General features: G+C 70.5%; 12 protein-coding genes and 2 rRNA genes. 2 read left to right on the forward strand and 12 right to left on the reverse strand.

Going from position 1 to position 15422, the window contains the following annotated elements; translation table 11 throughout:
• The 8 genes from GA0070608_RS29520 to GA0070608_RS29555 all read right to left on the reverse strand — a co-directional run bounded on the left by GA0070608_RS29520 (nucleotide 1) and on the right by GA0070608_RS29555 (nucleotide 7899).
• Nucleotides 1-867 (reverse strand): hypothetical protein, encoded by an 867-nt coding sequence (locus tag GA0070608_RS29520; RefSeq protein WP_091632722.1) that lies wholly within the window; start codon nucleotides 865-867, stop codon nucleotides 1-3.
• A gap of 61 nt (nucleotides 868-928) precedes the next feature.
• Entirely contained in the window at nucleotides 929-1864 is a 936-nt protein-coding gene (locus GA0070608_RS29525; RefSeq protein ID WP_091632725.1) for a copper transporter, read from the reverse strand.
• A gap of 27 nt (nucleotides 1865-1891) precedes the next feature.
• Entirely contained in the window at nucleotides 1892-3070 is a 1179-nt protein-coding gene (gene steA, locus GA0070608_RS29530) for a putative cytokinetic ring protein SteA (protein ID WP_091632728.1), read from the reverse strand.
• Nucleotides 3071-3189: 119 nt separating this feature from the next.
• On the reverse strand, nucleotides 3190-4947 hold the full coding sequence (gene recN, locus GA0070608_RS29535) for a DNA repair protein RecN (RefSeq protein ID WP_091632731.1): 1758 nt from the start codon (nucleotides 4945-4947) through the stop codon (nucleotides 3190-3192).
• Between the two features lie 127 nt (nucleotides 4948-5074).
• A complete protein-coding gene (locus GA0070608_RS29540; RefSeq protein WP_091632734.1) occupies nucleotides 5075-5959 on the reverse strand; it encodes an NAD kinase in 885 nt (294 codons plus the stop codon).
• Nucleotides 5960-6032: 73 nt separating this feature from the next.
• Nucleotides 6033-6893 (reverse strand): TlyA family RNA methyltransferase, encoded by an 861-nt coding sequence (locus tag GA0070608_RS29545; RefSeq protein WP_091632740.1) that lies wholly within the window; start codon nucleotides 6891-6893, stop codon nucleotides 6033-6035.
• A 21-nt stretch (nucleotides 6894-6914) separates the two neighbouring features.
• Nucleotides 6915-7259: a hypothetical protein gene (locus GA0070608_RS29550; protein ID WP_245716175.1), complete on the reverse strand. Its 345-nt coding sequence runs from the start codon at nucleotides 7257-7259 to the stop codon at nucleotides 6915-6917.
• Nucleotides 7260-7287: 28 nt separating this feature from the next.
• Entirely contained in the window at nucleotides 7288-7899 is a 612-nt protein-coding gene (locus GA0070608_RS29555; RefSeq protein ID WP_091632743.1) for a phasin family protein, read from the reverse strand.
• A gap of 113 nt (nucleotides 7900-8012) precedes the next feature.
• Here GA0070608_RS29555 and GA0070608_RS29560 point away from each other — a divergent pair, with 113 nt between their 5' ends.
• Nucleotides 8013-8351: an SCP2 sterol-binding domain-containing protein gene (locus tag GA0070608_RS29560; protein ID WP_091636485.1), complete on the forward strand. Its 339-nt coding sequence runs from the start codon at nucleotides 8013-8015 to the stop codon at nucleotides 8349-8351.
• A gap of 30 nt (nucleotides 8352-8381) precedes the next feature.
• Here the strand turns inward: GA0070608_RS29560 and GA0070608_RS29565 are convergent, their stop codons facing one another.
• Complete coding sequence (locus GA0070608_RS29565) at nucleotides 8382-9398, reverse strand: HAD-IIA family hydrolase (protein WP_091632748.1); 1017 nt, start codon at nucleotides 9396-9398, stop codon at nucleotides 8382-8384.
• The gene (locus tag GA0070608_RS29570) at nucleotides 9395-10339 is read right to left on the reverse strand and encodes a tetratricopeptide repeat protein (protein WP_245716019.1); all 945 of its coding nucleotides are present in this window, start codon (nucleotides 10337-10339) and stop codon (nucleotides 9395-9397) included. The genes GA0070608_RS29565 and GA0070608_RS29570 overlap by 4 nt, the downstream gene beginning before the upstream one ends.
• On the opposite strand from GA0070608_RS29570, the gene GA0070608_RS29575 reads away from it, so the two are divergent.
• Entirely contained in the window at nucleotides 10298-11962 is a 1665-nt protein-coding gene (locus GA0070608_RS29575; protein WP_176733901.1) for a hypothetical protein, read from the forward strand. The genes GA0070608_RS29570 and GA0070608_RS29575 overlap by 42 nt on opposite strands.
• Before the next feature lie 91 nt (nucleotides 11963-12053).
• Here the strand turns inward: GA0070608_RS29575 and rrf are convergent.
• Nucleotides 12054-12170, reverse strand: a 5S ribosomal RNA gene (gene rrf / locus GA0070608_RS29580).
• A gap of 89 nt (nucleotides 12171-12259) precedes the next feature.
• Nucleotides 12260-15371: ribosomal RNA gene (locus tag GA0070608_RS29585) — 23S ribosomal RNA — on the reverse strand.
• Nucleotides 15372-15422: the final 51 nt, after the last annotated feature.

Here is a 15422-nt window from a genome sequence, read left to right on the forward strand (position 1 = left end):
TCAGTCGGCGCGACGGCCCAGCGCGTCGAGCTCGCGCAGCCCCGGGGTGCGCTGGATGACCTGGGTGAAGCTGACCTTCTCGCTGGCCGCGGTGAGGCCGGCGAGCACGGCGAGCAGTCCTGCCCGCCCGAGGGGCCCGGTACGGGCGGCGAGCGCCACGCCGAGCAGCGCGCCGAGCGCGTTCGCCCCGCTGTCGCCGAGCATCACGTCCTCGTCGAGGTCGGCGGGGAGCAGCCCGGCGGCGGCGCCGACGGCACCGGCGGCGATCCCGCCGTGCGGGCCGCTGGTCAGCGGGGCACCGAGCAGGATGCCGGACTTCAGCGCCCGGCCGGGACGCAGGTCGAGCAGGTTGAGCAGGTTCGCGGTGCCGGCGATGACACCGGCGCCGAGCAGCACGTCGACACCCCGGCCGAACGGGCCCTGTCGTTGGCGGCGCCGGTGCCCGGCGACCCGGGGGTCGGCGGCGAGCAGCGCGGCGGCACCGAGGCCGGCGGCTCCCACCCCGACGACCTTGACCAGCCCGGCGGTGACCCGTCCCTCGCGCAGCGCGGCCAGGTGCCCGGCGAAGCCCTTGGCCGCCTTCTGCTCCGGCCGTGCACCGACCACGTCGTCGTAGAGCCCGACCGCCCCGGCGCCCACCCCGGCGACCAGGGCAGCGGCGCCCGACGGGCCGCTGGAGGCGCCGAACGCGCCCGCCCCGGCGGCACCGGCCGCGAGGGCGGGGCCGGCGGCCAGGGTCAGCGTGCGGCCACGGAAGTTGGTCCGGTCGAGCGCGGGCCCGGCCGGTGAGGTGCGCACCTCGCGCAGTGCGTACCGGGCGGCGGCGGCGCCCGCGCCGGCGATCAGTAGTCGACCGAGCAGGCTCACGCGGTCACCGCCCGTCGTACGTCGGTGAGGCGGGATCCGGACACCGGGGTACGTCGTCGCATCACTGGGGCATTCTAGGCAGCAGGGTGGCGTTGTCGGCGATGCCGTACTGCCCGGCCTTCTTCACGGTCACCTGCTCCACCAACGCGAGGGCGGTGACGAGCTGGCCCTGGACGGTGTTGGCGTTGTCGACGGTGGAGATGCTCTGCACCAGCACGGGGTCGCTCCGGACGGCGGCCACCACATTGCCGCCGGCCGACCCGTTGCCGCCGACGACGATCGTCCCGGCCCGGTCGAACTGCTCGGCGACCTTGAGCACCGACTCGTCCTTCTTCGCCGAGTCCTTGTCCACGTACGGCTGTCCGCTGACCAGGACGACGGCCTCCGCCGACGCGGTGACCGGCTTCTCGGTGGTCAGGTAGTTGGCGTTGATGTAGGCGGCGAGCACCGCCCGCCGGTCGGCCTCGCTGACCGGGGTGGCGCCGGGCGCCCGGTCGAGCAGCACGCTGGCCAGCAGCGCGCTGGACGTCTCCACCCCGTTGCTGTTACTCGGCAGGTCGGTGGTCGGCGCGCCGGTGGGGCGCGCGGCGGTGACCGCCAACTCCAGCAGGTTGTTGTTGTTGTCCGGTTCGATGAACTTGTCCTGGAGGTCGACGCGGCTCACCTGGGCCCCGGCGAGCTGGAGCATCTTGACCACGGCCTCGGTGTGGTCGCGCCCGACGGGCAGGCTGACCACCACCACCCGCTTGCCGGTCAGCGTGCCCGGCAGGACGACCTCGGCCATCTGGGCCGCGAAGTCCTCCTCGAGCTCCAGTTCCTTCTGCATGCTCTGGACCGCCTGGCGCATCTGCTGGTTGTCCTTGCGCAGCCCGTTGACGGTCTCCTTGAGCGAGTCGGCCACCGGGCCGTTCAGGGCGGCGGTGCCGACCACCAGACCGATCGCCAACGCGAGGAAGACCGCGGTCAGGGACACCACGTGGTACCGGAAGTTGATCACACCTGCAGCCTCTTGATCGGTCGGACGCTAGAAAAGCTGTTCAAGCTGGAACACGAAATTGTTCCACCACTCGGAGACCACGCCCAAATAGGCCTTGCCGACGGTGGAGACCGCCACGGCCGAGGCCATCGCCGCGATCGCGGAGAGCACCAGCAGCAGCAGCGACGACCCGGAGATGTTCTGTCGGTAGAGCCGGCTCACACCCTTGGCGTCGACCAGCTTGCCGCCGACCTTGAGCCGGGTCAGGAACGTGGAGGCCATTCCGCCGCGGCCCTTGTCGAGGAACTCGACCAGGGTGGCGTGGGTGCCGACGGCCACCAGCAGCGAGGCGCCCTTCTCGTCGGCCAGCAGCATGGCCAGGTCCTCGCTGGTCGCCGCCGCCGGGAAGGTCACCGCCGGTACGCCGAGGCCGTTGACCCGGGCCAGGCCGGGCGCCCGGCCGTCCGGGTAGGCGTGCACGATCACCTCGGCGCCGCAGCGCAGCACGTCGTCGGTGACCGAATCCATGTCCCCGATGATCACGTCCGGCGTGTAGCCGGCCTCCACCAGCGCGTCCGCGCCGCCGTCGACGCCGATCAGGACCGGCTTGTACTCGCGGATGTAGGGACGTAGCACGTCCAGGTCGGCCTTGTAGTCGTAGCCGCGCACCACGATCAGGCAGTGCCGCCCCTGCATCGCGGTCTGGATATCGGGCACGCCGACCCCGTCGAGGAGCAGGTCGCGCTCCTGGCGGAGGTAGTCCATCGTGTTGGCGGCGAACGCCTCCAACTGGACCGAGAGCCCCTCCCGGGCGTCGGCCATCGACTTGGCCACCGACTCGGCGTCCTGGAGGCTGCCGTGCGCCACCGGCTCGTCGCCGACGAAGACGGTGTTGCCCTCGATCCGGACGGTGTCGCCCTCCCGGACCCGTTCGAAGACCGCCTCCCCCAGGTCGTCCAGGAGCGGGATACCAGCCGCGACCAGCACCTCCGGCCCCAGGTTCGGGTAGCGGCCGGAGACCGACGGCTTCGCGTTGAGCACGGCGCCGACACCGACGGCGACGAGCGAGTCGGCGGCGACCCGGTCGAGGTCGACATGGTCGATGACCGCGATGTCACCGGGGCGAAGCCGGCCGACCAGGCGTTTTGTCCGGCGATCGAGGCGCGCGGTGCCGAGGATCCTGCCCGGTTCCGTGTTCCGGGTCCGGCGCAACGTGGGTAGACGCATCGTGACCATCCTGGCATGTGAGGCAGGCAAATCCGTCGCGACATGCCTGAGCAGGGCTGACTACCCAGAGAAGCACACTAGCGCGCAGGCCGGTGTGCCGGTGCTCACAATCGCCGACCTCACGGGCGCCTCTCCCGGGTCGCCACGGCGAGAAGCTCCTCAGCGTGCGCGATACCCAGGTCGGAGTCGGGCAAACCCGCGAGCATCCGGGCCAGCTCCCGGGCCCGCTCGGTGTCCTCCACCACCCGGACCCCGCTCGTGGTGACCGCCCCGCTCGTGTCCTTCGCCACCACCAGATGCCGGTCGGCGAACGCGGCCACCTGCGGCAGGTGGGTGACGACCAGCACCTGATGGCTGCGGGCCAGCCTCGCCAGCCGCCGGCCGATCTCCACCGCGGCCTGGCCGCCGACCCCGGCGTCGACCTCGTCGAAGACCAGCGTGGGTGGCCCACCCGAGCCGGCGAAGACCACCTCGATGGCGAGCATCACCCGGGACAGTTCCCCGCCGGAGGCGCCGCGCTGCAACGGCAGTGAGGGTGCGCCCGGATGGGCCAGCAGGCGCAGCTCGACCTCGTCGCCGCCGTCCGGGCCGACACCGACCTCGGTGCCGTTGACCGGCAGGGTCGGCTCGGCGCGGCCGGCCGCGCGGGGCAGCACCGCCACCTCGATCCGGGCGTGCGGCATGGCCAGCCCGGCCAGCTCGACGGTGACCTGCTCGGCGAAGCGGGTCGCCGCCTCCTGCCGCGACCCCGACACCCGGCCGGCCAGATCGGCCACCTCGCCGGCCAGCCGGGCTGCCTCCCGGTCCAGCTCGTCCAGGAGATCGTCGGAGGTGTCCAGGTCGGCCAGCCGGGTGCGGGCCCGCTCGGCCCAGGCGATCACCCCGTCGACGTCGTCGGCGTACTTGCGGGTGAGCGCCCGCAGCGCCGCCCGCCGCTCGTAGACCGTCTGCAACCGGGCCGGGTCGGCGTCCAGCGCCGCGAGGTAGGCCGACAGCTCGGCGGAGACGTCCGTGACGAGGGTCGCCGCCTCCTCCAACCGCCCCGCCAGCTCGCCCAGCGCCGGGTCCGTGCCGGCCTGCGCCTCCAGGGTGCGGCGGGCGGTGCCGAGCAGCGCCGCGGCGTCCGGCGTCTCGTCGGTCGCCTCCACACCGCCGGCCACGCACTGCTGGGCCACCTGCGCCGCGGTACGCAGCCCCTCGGCGTGCTCCAGCCGCTGCGCCTCCGCTTTCAGCTCGGCGTCCTCGCCGGGCTGCGGGTCGACCCGGGTGATCTCGTCGAGGCCGAGCCGCAGCAGGTCCGCCTCCTGGTTGCGCTCGCGGGCGTTGCGCCGCCGGTCGGTCAGGTCGTCGGCCACCGCGCGCCAGCGGGCGTACGTCTCGCGCAGCGCGTCGAGAAGCTTCTCGTGTTCGGGGCCGGCAAACCGGTCCAGCGCGGCCCGCTGCTCGGCCGGCCGCAGCAGCCGCAGCTGGTCGGACTGGCCGTGCACGGCCACCGCCTGCTCGCCCACCTCGCCGAGCATCGACACCGGCATGCTCCGCCCGCCCAGATGTGCCCGGGAGCGGCCCTCCACCGTGACGGTGCGGCTCAGCAACACCGAACCGTCCTCGTCGGGCTCACCGCCCGCGTCGATGATCCGCGCGTGCACGGTGGCGGCGACGCGGCCGTCGAGCCGCAGCCGGCCCTCGACCACCGCCCGGCCCGGCTGGGCGCGGACCCGCCCGGCGTCGGCACGCCCCCCGAAGAGCAGGCCGAGGCCGGTGACCACCATGGTCTTGCCCGCACCGGTCTCGCCGGTGATGACGTTCATGCCACCGGTCAACGGCAGCGTGGTGTCCTCGATGACGCCCAGTCCGGTGATGCGCAGCTCTTCCAGCACAGCAACCGACAGTAGACGCGGGCCCCGACAGTTGACCAGCCGGCGTGGGCGCGCCGGTGCGTCCGCCCGCCGACACTCCGGCCGGGGCGAACCGGACGCGGCCGGTCGGCGCCGGCCCGGCCGGGGGTCACCGGCGGTTGCCGCGCCAGCCGTGCACGGGCAGGTCGAACTTCGCCACCAGCCGGTCGGTGAACGGACGGTCCCGCAGCCGCACGACGCGCACTGGCAACGCGCCACGCCGCACGGTGACCCGGGCCCCGGGTGGCAGGTCGTAGACCCGCCGGCCGTCGCAGGACAGCACCGCGAGGGTGGTGAACGGGTCGACGGTGATGGCGAACGTGGACGTGGGCGCGGTGACCAGCGGCCGGCTGAACAGCGCGTGGGCGCTGATCGGCACCAGCAGCAGGGCCTCCACCTCCGGCCAGACCACCGGGCCGCCGCCGGAGAACGCGTACGCCGTCGAGCCGGTGGGGGTCGCGCAGACCACCCCGTCGCAGCCGTACCGGGACAGCGGGCGGCCGTCCACGTCGACGAGCAGCTCCAGCATCTGGGCGCGCTCGCCCTTCTCGACGCTGATCTCGTTGAGGGCCCAGGACTCGATGGTCGGCCCGCCGTCGAACTCGGCGGTCACGTCGAGGGTGAGCCGTTCGTCGACGGTGTAGTTGCGCCCGACCACGTCGCGTACCGCGCTGTCCAGGTCGTCGATCTCCGCCTCGGCGAGGAAACCGACCTTGCCGAGGTTGATGCCGATCAGCGGCACCTTCGCCGGTCGGGCCAGCTCGGCCGCGCGCAGGAAGGTGCCGTCCCCGCCGAGCGCGAAGACGATCTCCGCGCCCTCGGCCGCCTTCAGGCCGGTCACCGGGACCACTCCGGGCAGGTCGAGGTCGTCGGCCTCCTCGGCGACGACCCGCACCTCGAAGCCGGCCGCGATGAGATCGGCGGCGACGGCGCGGGCGTGCTCGGTGCTGCGCCGGCGGCCGGTGTGCGTCACCAGCAGGGCGGTACGGCTCACCGGGACGGCCGTCCCGTCGCGCCCGCCCGGCTGTCGCGTGGCACACCCACGACCCCGGGGCTCGCCAGCTCGCTCACCCGGCCACCTCCTCCGTCGCCGCGTCCGGCCGGTCGGCGGACGGCACCGGGCCACCCGGCCCGGCGGCGACCACCGCCCGCACCCGCTCCGGGTCGGCCGGCGGTGCGCCCCGGCGTAACCATACGAAGAACTCGACGTTGCCGCTCGGCCCCGGCAGCGGGCTCGCGGCCACGTCGGCCAGGCCGAGGTCGAGCCGGGCCGCCGCGGCGGCCACGTCGAGCACCGCCTCCGCCCGCAGCAGCGGGTCGCGAACCACCCCGCCGGCGCCGACCCGCTCCTTGCCGACCTCGAACTGCGGCTTCACCATCAGCGCCAGGTCACCGTCGGGCCGGGTGCAGCCGGCCAGCGCCGGCAGCACCAGCCGCAGCGAGATGAACGACAGGTCGGCGACCGTGAGGTCGACCGGTCCGTCGATGACCTCCGGCGTCAGCGTACGGACGTTGGTGCGTTCGAAGACCCGCACCCGGGGGTCGTTGCGCAGCGGCCAGGCGAGCTGTCCGTAGCCGACGTCGACCGCGACGACCTCCGCCGCGTCGGCGCGCAGCAGCACGTCGGTGAAGCCGCCGGTGGAGGCGCCCGCATCCAGGCACCGCCGACCGGCCACCGTCAGCCCGCTCGGGGCGAATGCGGCCAGCGCGCCGGCCAGCTTGTGCCCGCCCCGGGAGACGTACTCGGAACCGGGGTCCTCGCCGGTGACCAGGAGCGGGTCGGCCGGGTCGACCATCGCGGCGGGCTTGCGGGCCAGCACCCCGCGCAGCTGGACCCGGCCGGCCTCCACCAGCGCGGCGGCCTGTTCCCGGGACCGGGCCAGCCCGCGGCGGACGAGTTCGGCGTCCAGCCGGTTACGACGTGCCATGCGTGGTTCTTCTCCGGTCGGTCAGGCCTGGTCGATGGTGGCGAGGGTTTCCCGCAGCGTCTCGTACGCCGCCTCGTACTGCGCGATCTGGTCGGCCGGGGCGAGCGTCGCGGCGTTGGCCATCGCCCGCACGGCGGCGTCCACGGCGGGATGCCGGTCCTCGCCGACGTCCTCGACAGGCTCGGGGATCGACGGCGGAGCGGAGGGCGACGCCGGCCGGGCCGGTGCTCCCTGCGCCGCCGCCGGTCGCACGGCGGCGCCGGGCGGCGGACCGGGGCGGTAGGGGCCGGTCGCGGAGCCCTGGCCGGCACCGGGCAGGCCGGGGCGGGCGCCGGGCGGCGGGCCGGGACGGAAGGGGCCGGTCACGACCTTCTCCCAGCCGGGGCCGGGCAGGTCACGCCTCGCCCTCCGGCGGCGGCTTGCGGGCCGGCGCCTTCTTCGCCGGCCGCACCGGCGCCGCGTCGCCGCCCTCGGCCGGGGCGAGGGCGGACGGCGTCCGCTTGGCCACCGCTTTCTTGGCGACGGCCTTCTTGGCCAGTGCCTTCTTCGCGACGGTCGGCCGCGCGACCGGAGCGACCGGGGCCGGGGCCGCCGAGGTGGGTACGGCCGGCTCCGCGGCCCCCGGGGCGGCCGACGTTCCGGCACCGGCGGGCACCGGGCGTGACGGCTCGGCCGTGCTGGCGGGCGCGGGAGTGCCGAGGGTCGATCTGGTGTCCCGGAGTTGGCGCTCCAGCCCGTGTACCCGTCGGGTCAGCTCGGCGACCTCGTCGGCGGTGGCGAGCCCCACCGCGCCGAGAGCCCGGTCCACCTCGAACCGGACCAGCTTGGTCAGCGCCTCACGGTTGGCCGCGCCGGTGGAGACCAGTTCCTCGGCGAGAGTCTGCAACTGGGCGGCGGTCGCCCCGCCCGAGCCGACGAGCCGGCGAACCGCGTCCTGGGCCTTCTTCCGGGGCGCCTCCGTCAGGCCCATGGCCAGCTCGAGATAGGCGCGCCACGCGTCCTGCATGCCTCATTCCTTCCGCGGGGCGGGGGTGTGCAGGTGTCACGCTACCGGGCGCCCGGCGACGCCCTGTGCGGTACGGTGCCGGGGACGGCGTGGCGAGCGGCGAGGGGGCGATCGTGGCCAGCGTGGACGAGTGCCGGCAGGCGTTGCGTGATCTGGCAGCCCGGCTGGACCACAACGCGGACACCGTGCGGGAGAAGGTCGACTTCGACCGGACGCTGGCCTGCCGGATCACCGACCTGGAGACCGCCTTTCACGGTCGGCTCTCCGGCGGCCGCCTGGTCGACCTGACCGACGGCGACGATCCGAAAGCCAAGATCGCACTGAGCACCAGCAGCGACGACCTGCTCGCGCTGGTCCGCGGCGAGCTCGACGTCACCCGCGCGGTCACGTCCCGGCGGGTGTCGATCAAGGCGAACCCGCTCGACCTGATGAAGCTGCGCAAGCTGCTCTGAGGTTCGCCGGCCGAGGATGCCGGCGGGCGGTCAGCCGGACAGGCCGAGCTCGGCCAGCGCCTTCTCCGCCTCGGCCGACCCGGAACGGATCCGCGCCGGCTGCGCTGCCCAGGCGGCCCCGCAGAGCGCCGCCAGGGCGTCCAGTGTGCGGCCCGCCCCGGACAGCTCCAGCGTGTCGTCCCGCGAGGCCACCGACCATCCGCCGGCGTCCGCCGGGCCCGGGACCCGCACCACGGCCGCCGGGTCGAAGAGCCCCGCCAGATCCATCGAGACGTACGTCGGCCTGCGGTGTGGCGGGGCGGCGAGCAGTTCGGCCGCGTCGCTCACGCCGGTGAGCACCAGCAGGCTGTCCAGCCCGGCCCGACGGGCGCCCTCGATGTCGGTGTCCAGCCGGTCGCCGACCAGCAACGTCCGGCCCTCCCCGGCGCGGCGGGCCGCCGTGGTGAACAGTGCCGGCTCGGGTTTGCCGACGACCATGTCGGGATCCCGCCCGAGCGCGGTCCGCAGCACGGCGACCAGGGCACCGTTGCCCGGCAGCGGTCCCCGCCCGCTGGGCAGCGCCGGGTCTGCGTTGGTGGCGACCCAGGTCGCGCCGCCCCGTACGGCCACCGACGCCTCGGCCAGATCCGCCCAGCAGACCTGCGGACCGAACCCCTGCACCACCGCGACCGGCGACTCGTCGGCCCGGGACACCGGGGTCAGCCCCACCGCACGCAGCTCGGCCCGCAGCGCCTCCGTACCGACGACCAGCACCGCGGCGCCGGCGGGAAGCCGGTCACGGAGCAACTCGGCGGCGGCTGCCGCAGAGGTGAGCACCTCCTCGGGCCGGGCGGGCACGCCCATCCCGGTGAGCAGGTCGGCCACCTCGCTGGAGCGGCGCGAGGCGTTGTTGGTCGCGTACGCCACCGACCGGCCCTCGGCGTGCAGCCGGCCGACCGCCTCGACCGCACCGGGGACCGGCCGGTCGATCAGGTAGATCACGCCGTCCAGGTCGAACACGACCAGGGCGTACCCGTCGACCAGCCGTTCCCCGGCACCTGTCGTCATCGCTGCGCGGTGTCCGACCCGCCGGTGACCGTGGGCTTGTCGCCACCGTCGCCGGCCGCGGTGTCGTCGCCGGCTGGCCCTGCGACGACGGCAGGCGCCTCGTCCTCCACCAGGTCGTCGTCGGCCAGGTCGTCGTCGGCAGCCTCGTCCGCCGGCACCGTGTCCTCGTCCTGCCGCTCGTCGCCGTCCGCCGAGTCGTCCCGCCGATCGTCGGCGTCCTCTTCGGTCGGCTCCGCGTCGCCGCCGAGGTCGGCGTCCGGTCGGGCCGGCACCGCGCCCGGGGCACCGGGCCCGGAGGCGATCTCCTCGGCGGACTCCTCGTCCTCCTCGTCGCCCTCGATCACCACACCGTCGAGCTCCAGCAGCCGCTCGGCGGCGTCGGTCTCACCCTCGGTGTCGACGTCGGACGCCCGGGAGAACCACTCACGGGCCTCGTCGCGACGACCGACCGCGAGCAACGCGTCGGCGTACGCGTACCGCAGCCGGGCCGTCCACGGATCGGCCGTCTCGCTGGTCAGCTCGGGGACCTGGAGCATGGCCACGGCGGCGTCCTTCTGGCCCAGGTCGCCGCGCGCCCCGGCCGCCACGATCAGCAGTTCGGTCGCCACGGCCTGGTCCAGCTTCTCCCGGTCCGCGCCACGGAACAGGTCGATCGCCCGCTCCGGCCGGCCCAGCGCCCGCTCGCAGTCCGCGAGCACCGCCAGGTGGCTCTGCAACCCGCTCATCCGGTGGTACGTACGCAACTCCGCGATCGCGGTCTGCCACTCTCCCGCGTGGTACGCGGCCAGACCCACCGCCTCGCGGACGGCGGCGATCCGGGACGCCAGCCGACGGGCTGCCAGCGCGTGCGCCAGCGCCTCGGCCGGGTCCTCGTCGATCAGCTGACCCGTCGCCACCAGGTGCCGGGCGACCGTCTCGGCGACCGGCTTCGCCAGCGACAACAGCTCGGCCCGGACGTCCTTGTCGAGGTCGGTCGCGACGATCTCGTCGGGCAGCGCGGGGGCCGCCGTACGCTCCCCCTCCGCCTCCGGACGCTCCCGCCGGTCGTCGCGACGCTCTCCGCCACGGAAGCCGCCGTCACGACGGTCATCCTGGCGCTCTCCGCCACGGTAGCCACCCTCGCGGTCACCGCCCCGGAAACCGCCCTGGCGATCGCCGCCCTCGCGGCGCTCTCCACCACGGAAGCCACCCGGACGGTCGCCGCCCTCACGACGCTCGCCACCGCGGAAGCCACCTTCGCGCGGCGGACCCGAACGGAAACCGCCCTCACGACGCTCGCCACCACGGAAGCCGCCCTCGCGGTCACCGCCCCGGAAACCGCCCTGGCGATCGCCGCCCTCGCGGCGCTCTCCACCACGGAAGCCACCCGGACGGTCGCCGCCCTCACGACGCTCGCCACCGCGGAAGCCACCCTCGCGCGGCGGACCCGAACGGAAACCACCCTCACGACGCTCGCCACCACGGAAGCCACCCTCGCGGTCACCACCCTCGCGACGCTCTCCACCACGGAAGCCACCCGGACGGTCACCGCCCTCACGACGGTCACCGCCACGGAAGCCACCTTCACGCGGCGGACCCGAACGGAAACCGCCCTCACGACGCTCACCGCCACGGAAACCACCCTGGCGGTCACCACCCTCGCGACGCTCACCGCCACGGAAACCGCCCTCGCGGTCACCACCACGGAAGCCACCCGGACGGTCACCGCCCTCACGACGGTCACCACCGCGGAAACCACCCTCGCGCGGCGGACCCGAACGGAAACCACCCTCACGACGCTCACCGCCACGGAAACCACCCTCGCGGTCACCACCACGGAAGCCACCCGGACGGTCACCGCCCTCACGACGGTCACCACCACGGAAACCACCCTCGCGGTCGCCACCTTCACGACGGTCACCACCACGGAAACCACCCTCGCGGTCGCCACCTTCACGACGGTCACCACCACGGAAACCACCCTCGCGCGGCGGACCCGAACGGAAACCACCCTCACGACGCTCACCGCCACGGAAACCGCCCTCGCGGTCACCACCACGGAAGCCACCCGGACGGTCACCGCCCTCACGACGGTCACCACCACGGAAACCACCCTCGCGCGGCGGACCCGAACGGAAACCACCCTCACGACGCTCACCACCGCGGAAACCACCCTCGCGGTCACCACCACGGAAGCCACCCGGACGGTCACCGCCCTCACGACGGTCACCACCACGGTAGCCGCCGGAACGCTCGTCACCGTCTCGGCGGAAGCCACCTTCGCGGCGGTCGCCGCCTCGGGAACCCTCGCGGTCGCCGCGGAAGCCGCCTGGGCGATCGCCGGTGTCGCGGCGGGGGGCGCCGCCATCGCGGGAATCGCCATCGCGTGGACCGGACCGGAAGCCTCCCTCGCGGCGGTCGCCGCCGCGGAAGCCGCCGTCACGGCGGTCGCCGCCGGCGGGCCCGCCTCGCTGGCCGCCCCGGTCATCCCGGTACGGGGGCCGGTCGTCGCGGCGCGGCGCTCCCTCGCGTCCGCCCGAACGGTCTTCGTAGCGACGGGGACGATCTCCGCCCTGCGATTCTGAACTCACAGGTACATCCTTCCTCATTGCGTCACCAACGACGCTACGCAGTCGAGGGCCGACCCGGATGGGGCGGCCCTCGACTGGAAAAGTTGTCCGGCGGTGTCCTACTCTCCCACACCCTCCCGAGTGCAGTACCATCGGCGCTGGAGGGCTTAGCTTCCGGGTTCGGAATGTTACCGGGCGTTTCCCCTCCGCCATGACCGCCGTAACTCTATCGACATATCAAACAACACCACACACACGCGTGGGTTTGTTGTTCGTTTGCCAAGAGTTGCACAGTGGACGCGTAGCAGCTTAGTAGTCAAGTCCTCGGCCTATTAGTACCGGTCAACTGAACCCGTTACCGGGCTTACATTTCCGGCCTATCAACCCAGTCGTCTAGCTGGGGGCCTTACCCCCACAAAGTGGGGTGGGATACCTCATCTTGAAGCAAGCTTCCCGCTTAGATGCTTTCAGCGGTTATCCCTTCCGAACGTAGCTAACCAGCCGTGCCCCTGGCGGGACAACTGGCACACCAGAGGTTCGTCCGTCCCGGTCCTCTCGTACTAGGGACAGCCCTTCTCAAGTATCCTACGCGCACGGCGGATAGGGACCGAACTGTCTCACGACGTTCTAAACCCAGCTCGCGTACCGCTTTAATGGGCGAACAGCCCAACCCTTGGGACCTGCTACAGCCCCAGGATGCGACGAGCCGACATCGAGGTGCCAAACCATCCCGTCGATATGGACTCTTGGGGAAGATCAGCCTGTTATCCCCGGGGTACCTTTTATCCGTTGAGCGACACCGCTTCCACTCGCAAGTGCCGGATCACTAGTCCCGACTTTCGTCCCTGCTCGACCTGTCAGTCTCACAGTCAAGCTCCCTTGTGTACTTGCACTCAACACCTGATTGCCAACCAGGCTGAGGGAACCTTTGGGCGCCTCCGTTACCCTTTAGGAGGCAACCGCCCCAGTTAAACTACCCACCAGACACTGTCCCTGAACCGGATAACGGTCCGAAGTTAGATACCCAAATCAACCAGAGTGGTATTTCAAGATTGCCTCCACCCATACTGGCGTATGGACTTCACCGGCTCCCACCTATCCTACACAAGCTAATTCGAATACCAATGTCAAGCTATAGTAAAGGTCCCGGGGTCTTTCCGTCCTGCCGCGCGTAACGAGCATCTTTACTCGTAATGCAATTTCGCCGGGCCTGTGGTTGAGACAGTGGGGAAGTCGTTACGCCATTCGTGCAGGTCGGAACTTACCCGACAAGGAATTTCGCTACCTTAGGATGGTTATAGTTACCACCGCCGTTTACTGGCGCTTAAGTTCTCCGCTTCGCCCCGAAGAGCTAACAGGTCCCCTTAACGTTCCAGCACCGGGCAGGCGTCAGTCCATATACATCGAATTACTTCTTCGCATGGACCTGTGTTTTTAGTAAACAGTCGCTTCCCCCTGCTCTCTGCGGCCATACAACGCTCCACCCGCATGGGGCTTCACGTCTCCGGCCCCCCTTCTCCCTAAGTTACGGGGGCAATTTGCCGAGTTCCTTAACCACAGTTCGCCCGATCGCCTCGGTATTCTCTACCTGACCACCTGTGTCGGTTTGGGGTACGGGCCGCTAAGAACTCGCTAGAGGCTTTTCTCGGCAGCATAGGATCACTGACTTCACCTGAATCGGCTCGGCATCACGTCTCAGCCTTCATGCACCACGGATTTGCCTATGGTACGGCCTACACGCTTACCCCGGCACAACCACCGGCCGGGCTCAGCTACCTTCCTGCGTCACCCCATCGCTTGACTACTACCCGCCAGGTTCCCACGCTCCCCAAACATTGACCCGAAGGTCGCCGCCGGTTCGGATGGTTAGCACAACGAGATTCATCAGGGACGCTCTTTCGCGGGTACGGGAATATCAACCCGTTGTCCATCGACTACGCCTCTCGGCCTCGCCTTAGGTCCCGACTCACCCAGGGCGGATTAGCCTGGCCCTGGAACCCTTGGTCATCCGGCGGAAGGGTTTCTCACCCTTCTTTCGCTACTCATGCCTGCATTCTCACTCGTGCCGCGTCCACAACTGGGTCACCCCGCTGCTTCACTCGCGGCACGACGCTCCCCTACCCATCCACACACCTGCACAAGGAATCAAGTCCAAGCGAGGATAAAATGTGAATGCCACAGCTTCGGCGGTGTGCTTGAGCCCCGCTACATTGTCGGCGCGGAACCACTTGACCAGTGAGCTATTACGCACTCTTTAAAGGGTGGCTGCTTCTAAGCCAACCTCCTGGTTGTCTATGCGACCCCACATCCTTTTCCACTTAGCACACGCTTAGGGGCCTTAGCTGGTGATCTGGGCTGTTTCCCTCTCGACTACGAAGCTTATCCCCCGCAGTCTCACTGCCGCGCTCTCACTTACCGGCATTCGGAGTTTGGCTGATTTCGGTAAGCTTGTGGGCCCCCTAGACCATCCAGTGCTCTACCTCCGGCAAGAAACACGCGACGCTGCACCTAAATGCATTTCGGGGAGAACCAGCTATCACGGAGTTTGATTGGCCTTTCACCCCTAACCACAGGTCATCCCCCAACTTTTCAACGTTGGTGGGTTCGGCCCTCCACGCGGTCTTACCCGCGCTTCAGCCTGCCCATGGCTAGATCACTCCGCTTCGGGTCTAGGACACGCGACTGAATCGCCCTATTCAGACTCGCTTTCGCTACGGCTCCCCCACACGGGTTAACCTCGCCACATGCCACTAACTCGCAGGCTCATTCTTCAAAAGGCACGCCGTCACCCCGCAAGGCTCCGACGGATTGTAGGCGAACGGTTTCAGGTACTATTTCACTCCCCTCCCGGGGTACTTTTCACCATTCCCTCACGGTACTTGTCCGCTATCGGTCACCAGGAAGTATTTAGGCTTACCAGGTGGTCCTGGCAGATTCACGGCAGATTACAGGGGTCCGCCGCTACTCGGGAATACCCACAGAAGGTCAGCAACTTTCACCTACCGGACTTTCACCGTCTACGGTCAGCCATTCCAGACTGTTCGACTAGCCACTAACTTTGTAACTTCTCGAACAAGTGTCAGCTCGTTCAGCAGGGTCCCACAACCCCGACCACGCAACCCCTGACAGGTATCACACGCAGCCGGTTTAGCCTCGATCCGCTTTCGCTCGCCACTACTCACGGAATCACTAAATTGTTTTCTCTTCCTACGGGTACTGAGATGTTTCACTTCCCCGCGTTCCCTCCACACACCCTATGTGTTCAGGTGTGGGTGACTGGACATGACTCCAGCCAGGTTTCCCCATTCGGACACCCTGGGATCACAGCTTGGTTGACAGCTCCCCCAGGCCTATCGCGGCCTCCCACGTCCTTCATCGGCTCCTGGTGCCAAGGCATTCACCGTTCGCCCTTGACAACTTGACCACAAAGATGCTCGCGTCCACTGTGCAATTCTCAACAAACGACCAACCCACA

Origin of the sequence: Micromonospora peucetia, assembly GCF_900091625.1 — a bacterium.
Lineage (GTDB): Bacteria > Actinomycetota > Actinomycetes > Mycobacteriales > Micromonosporaceae > Micromonospora > Micromonospora peucetia.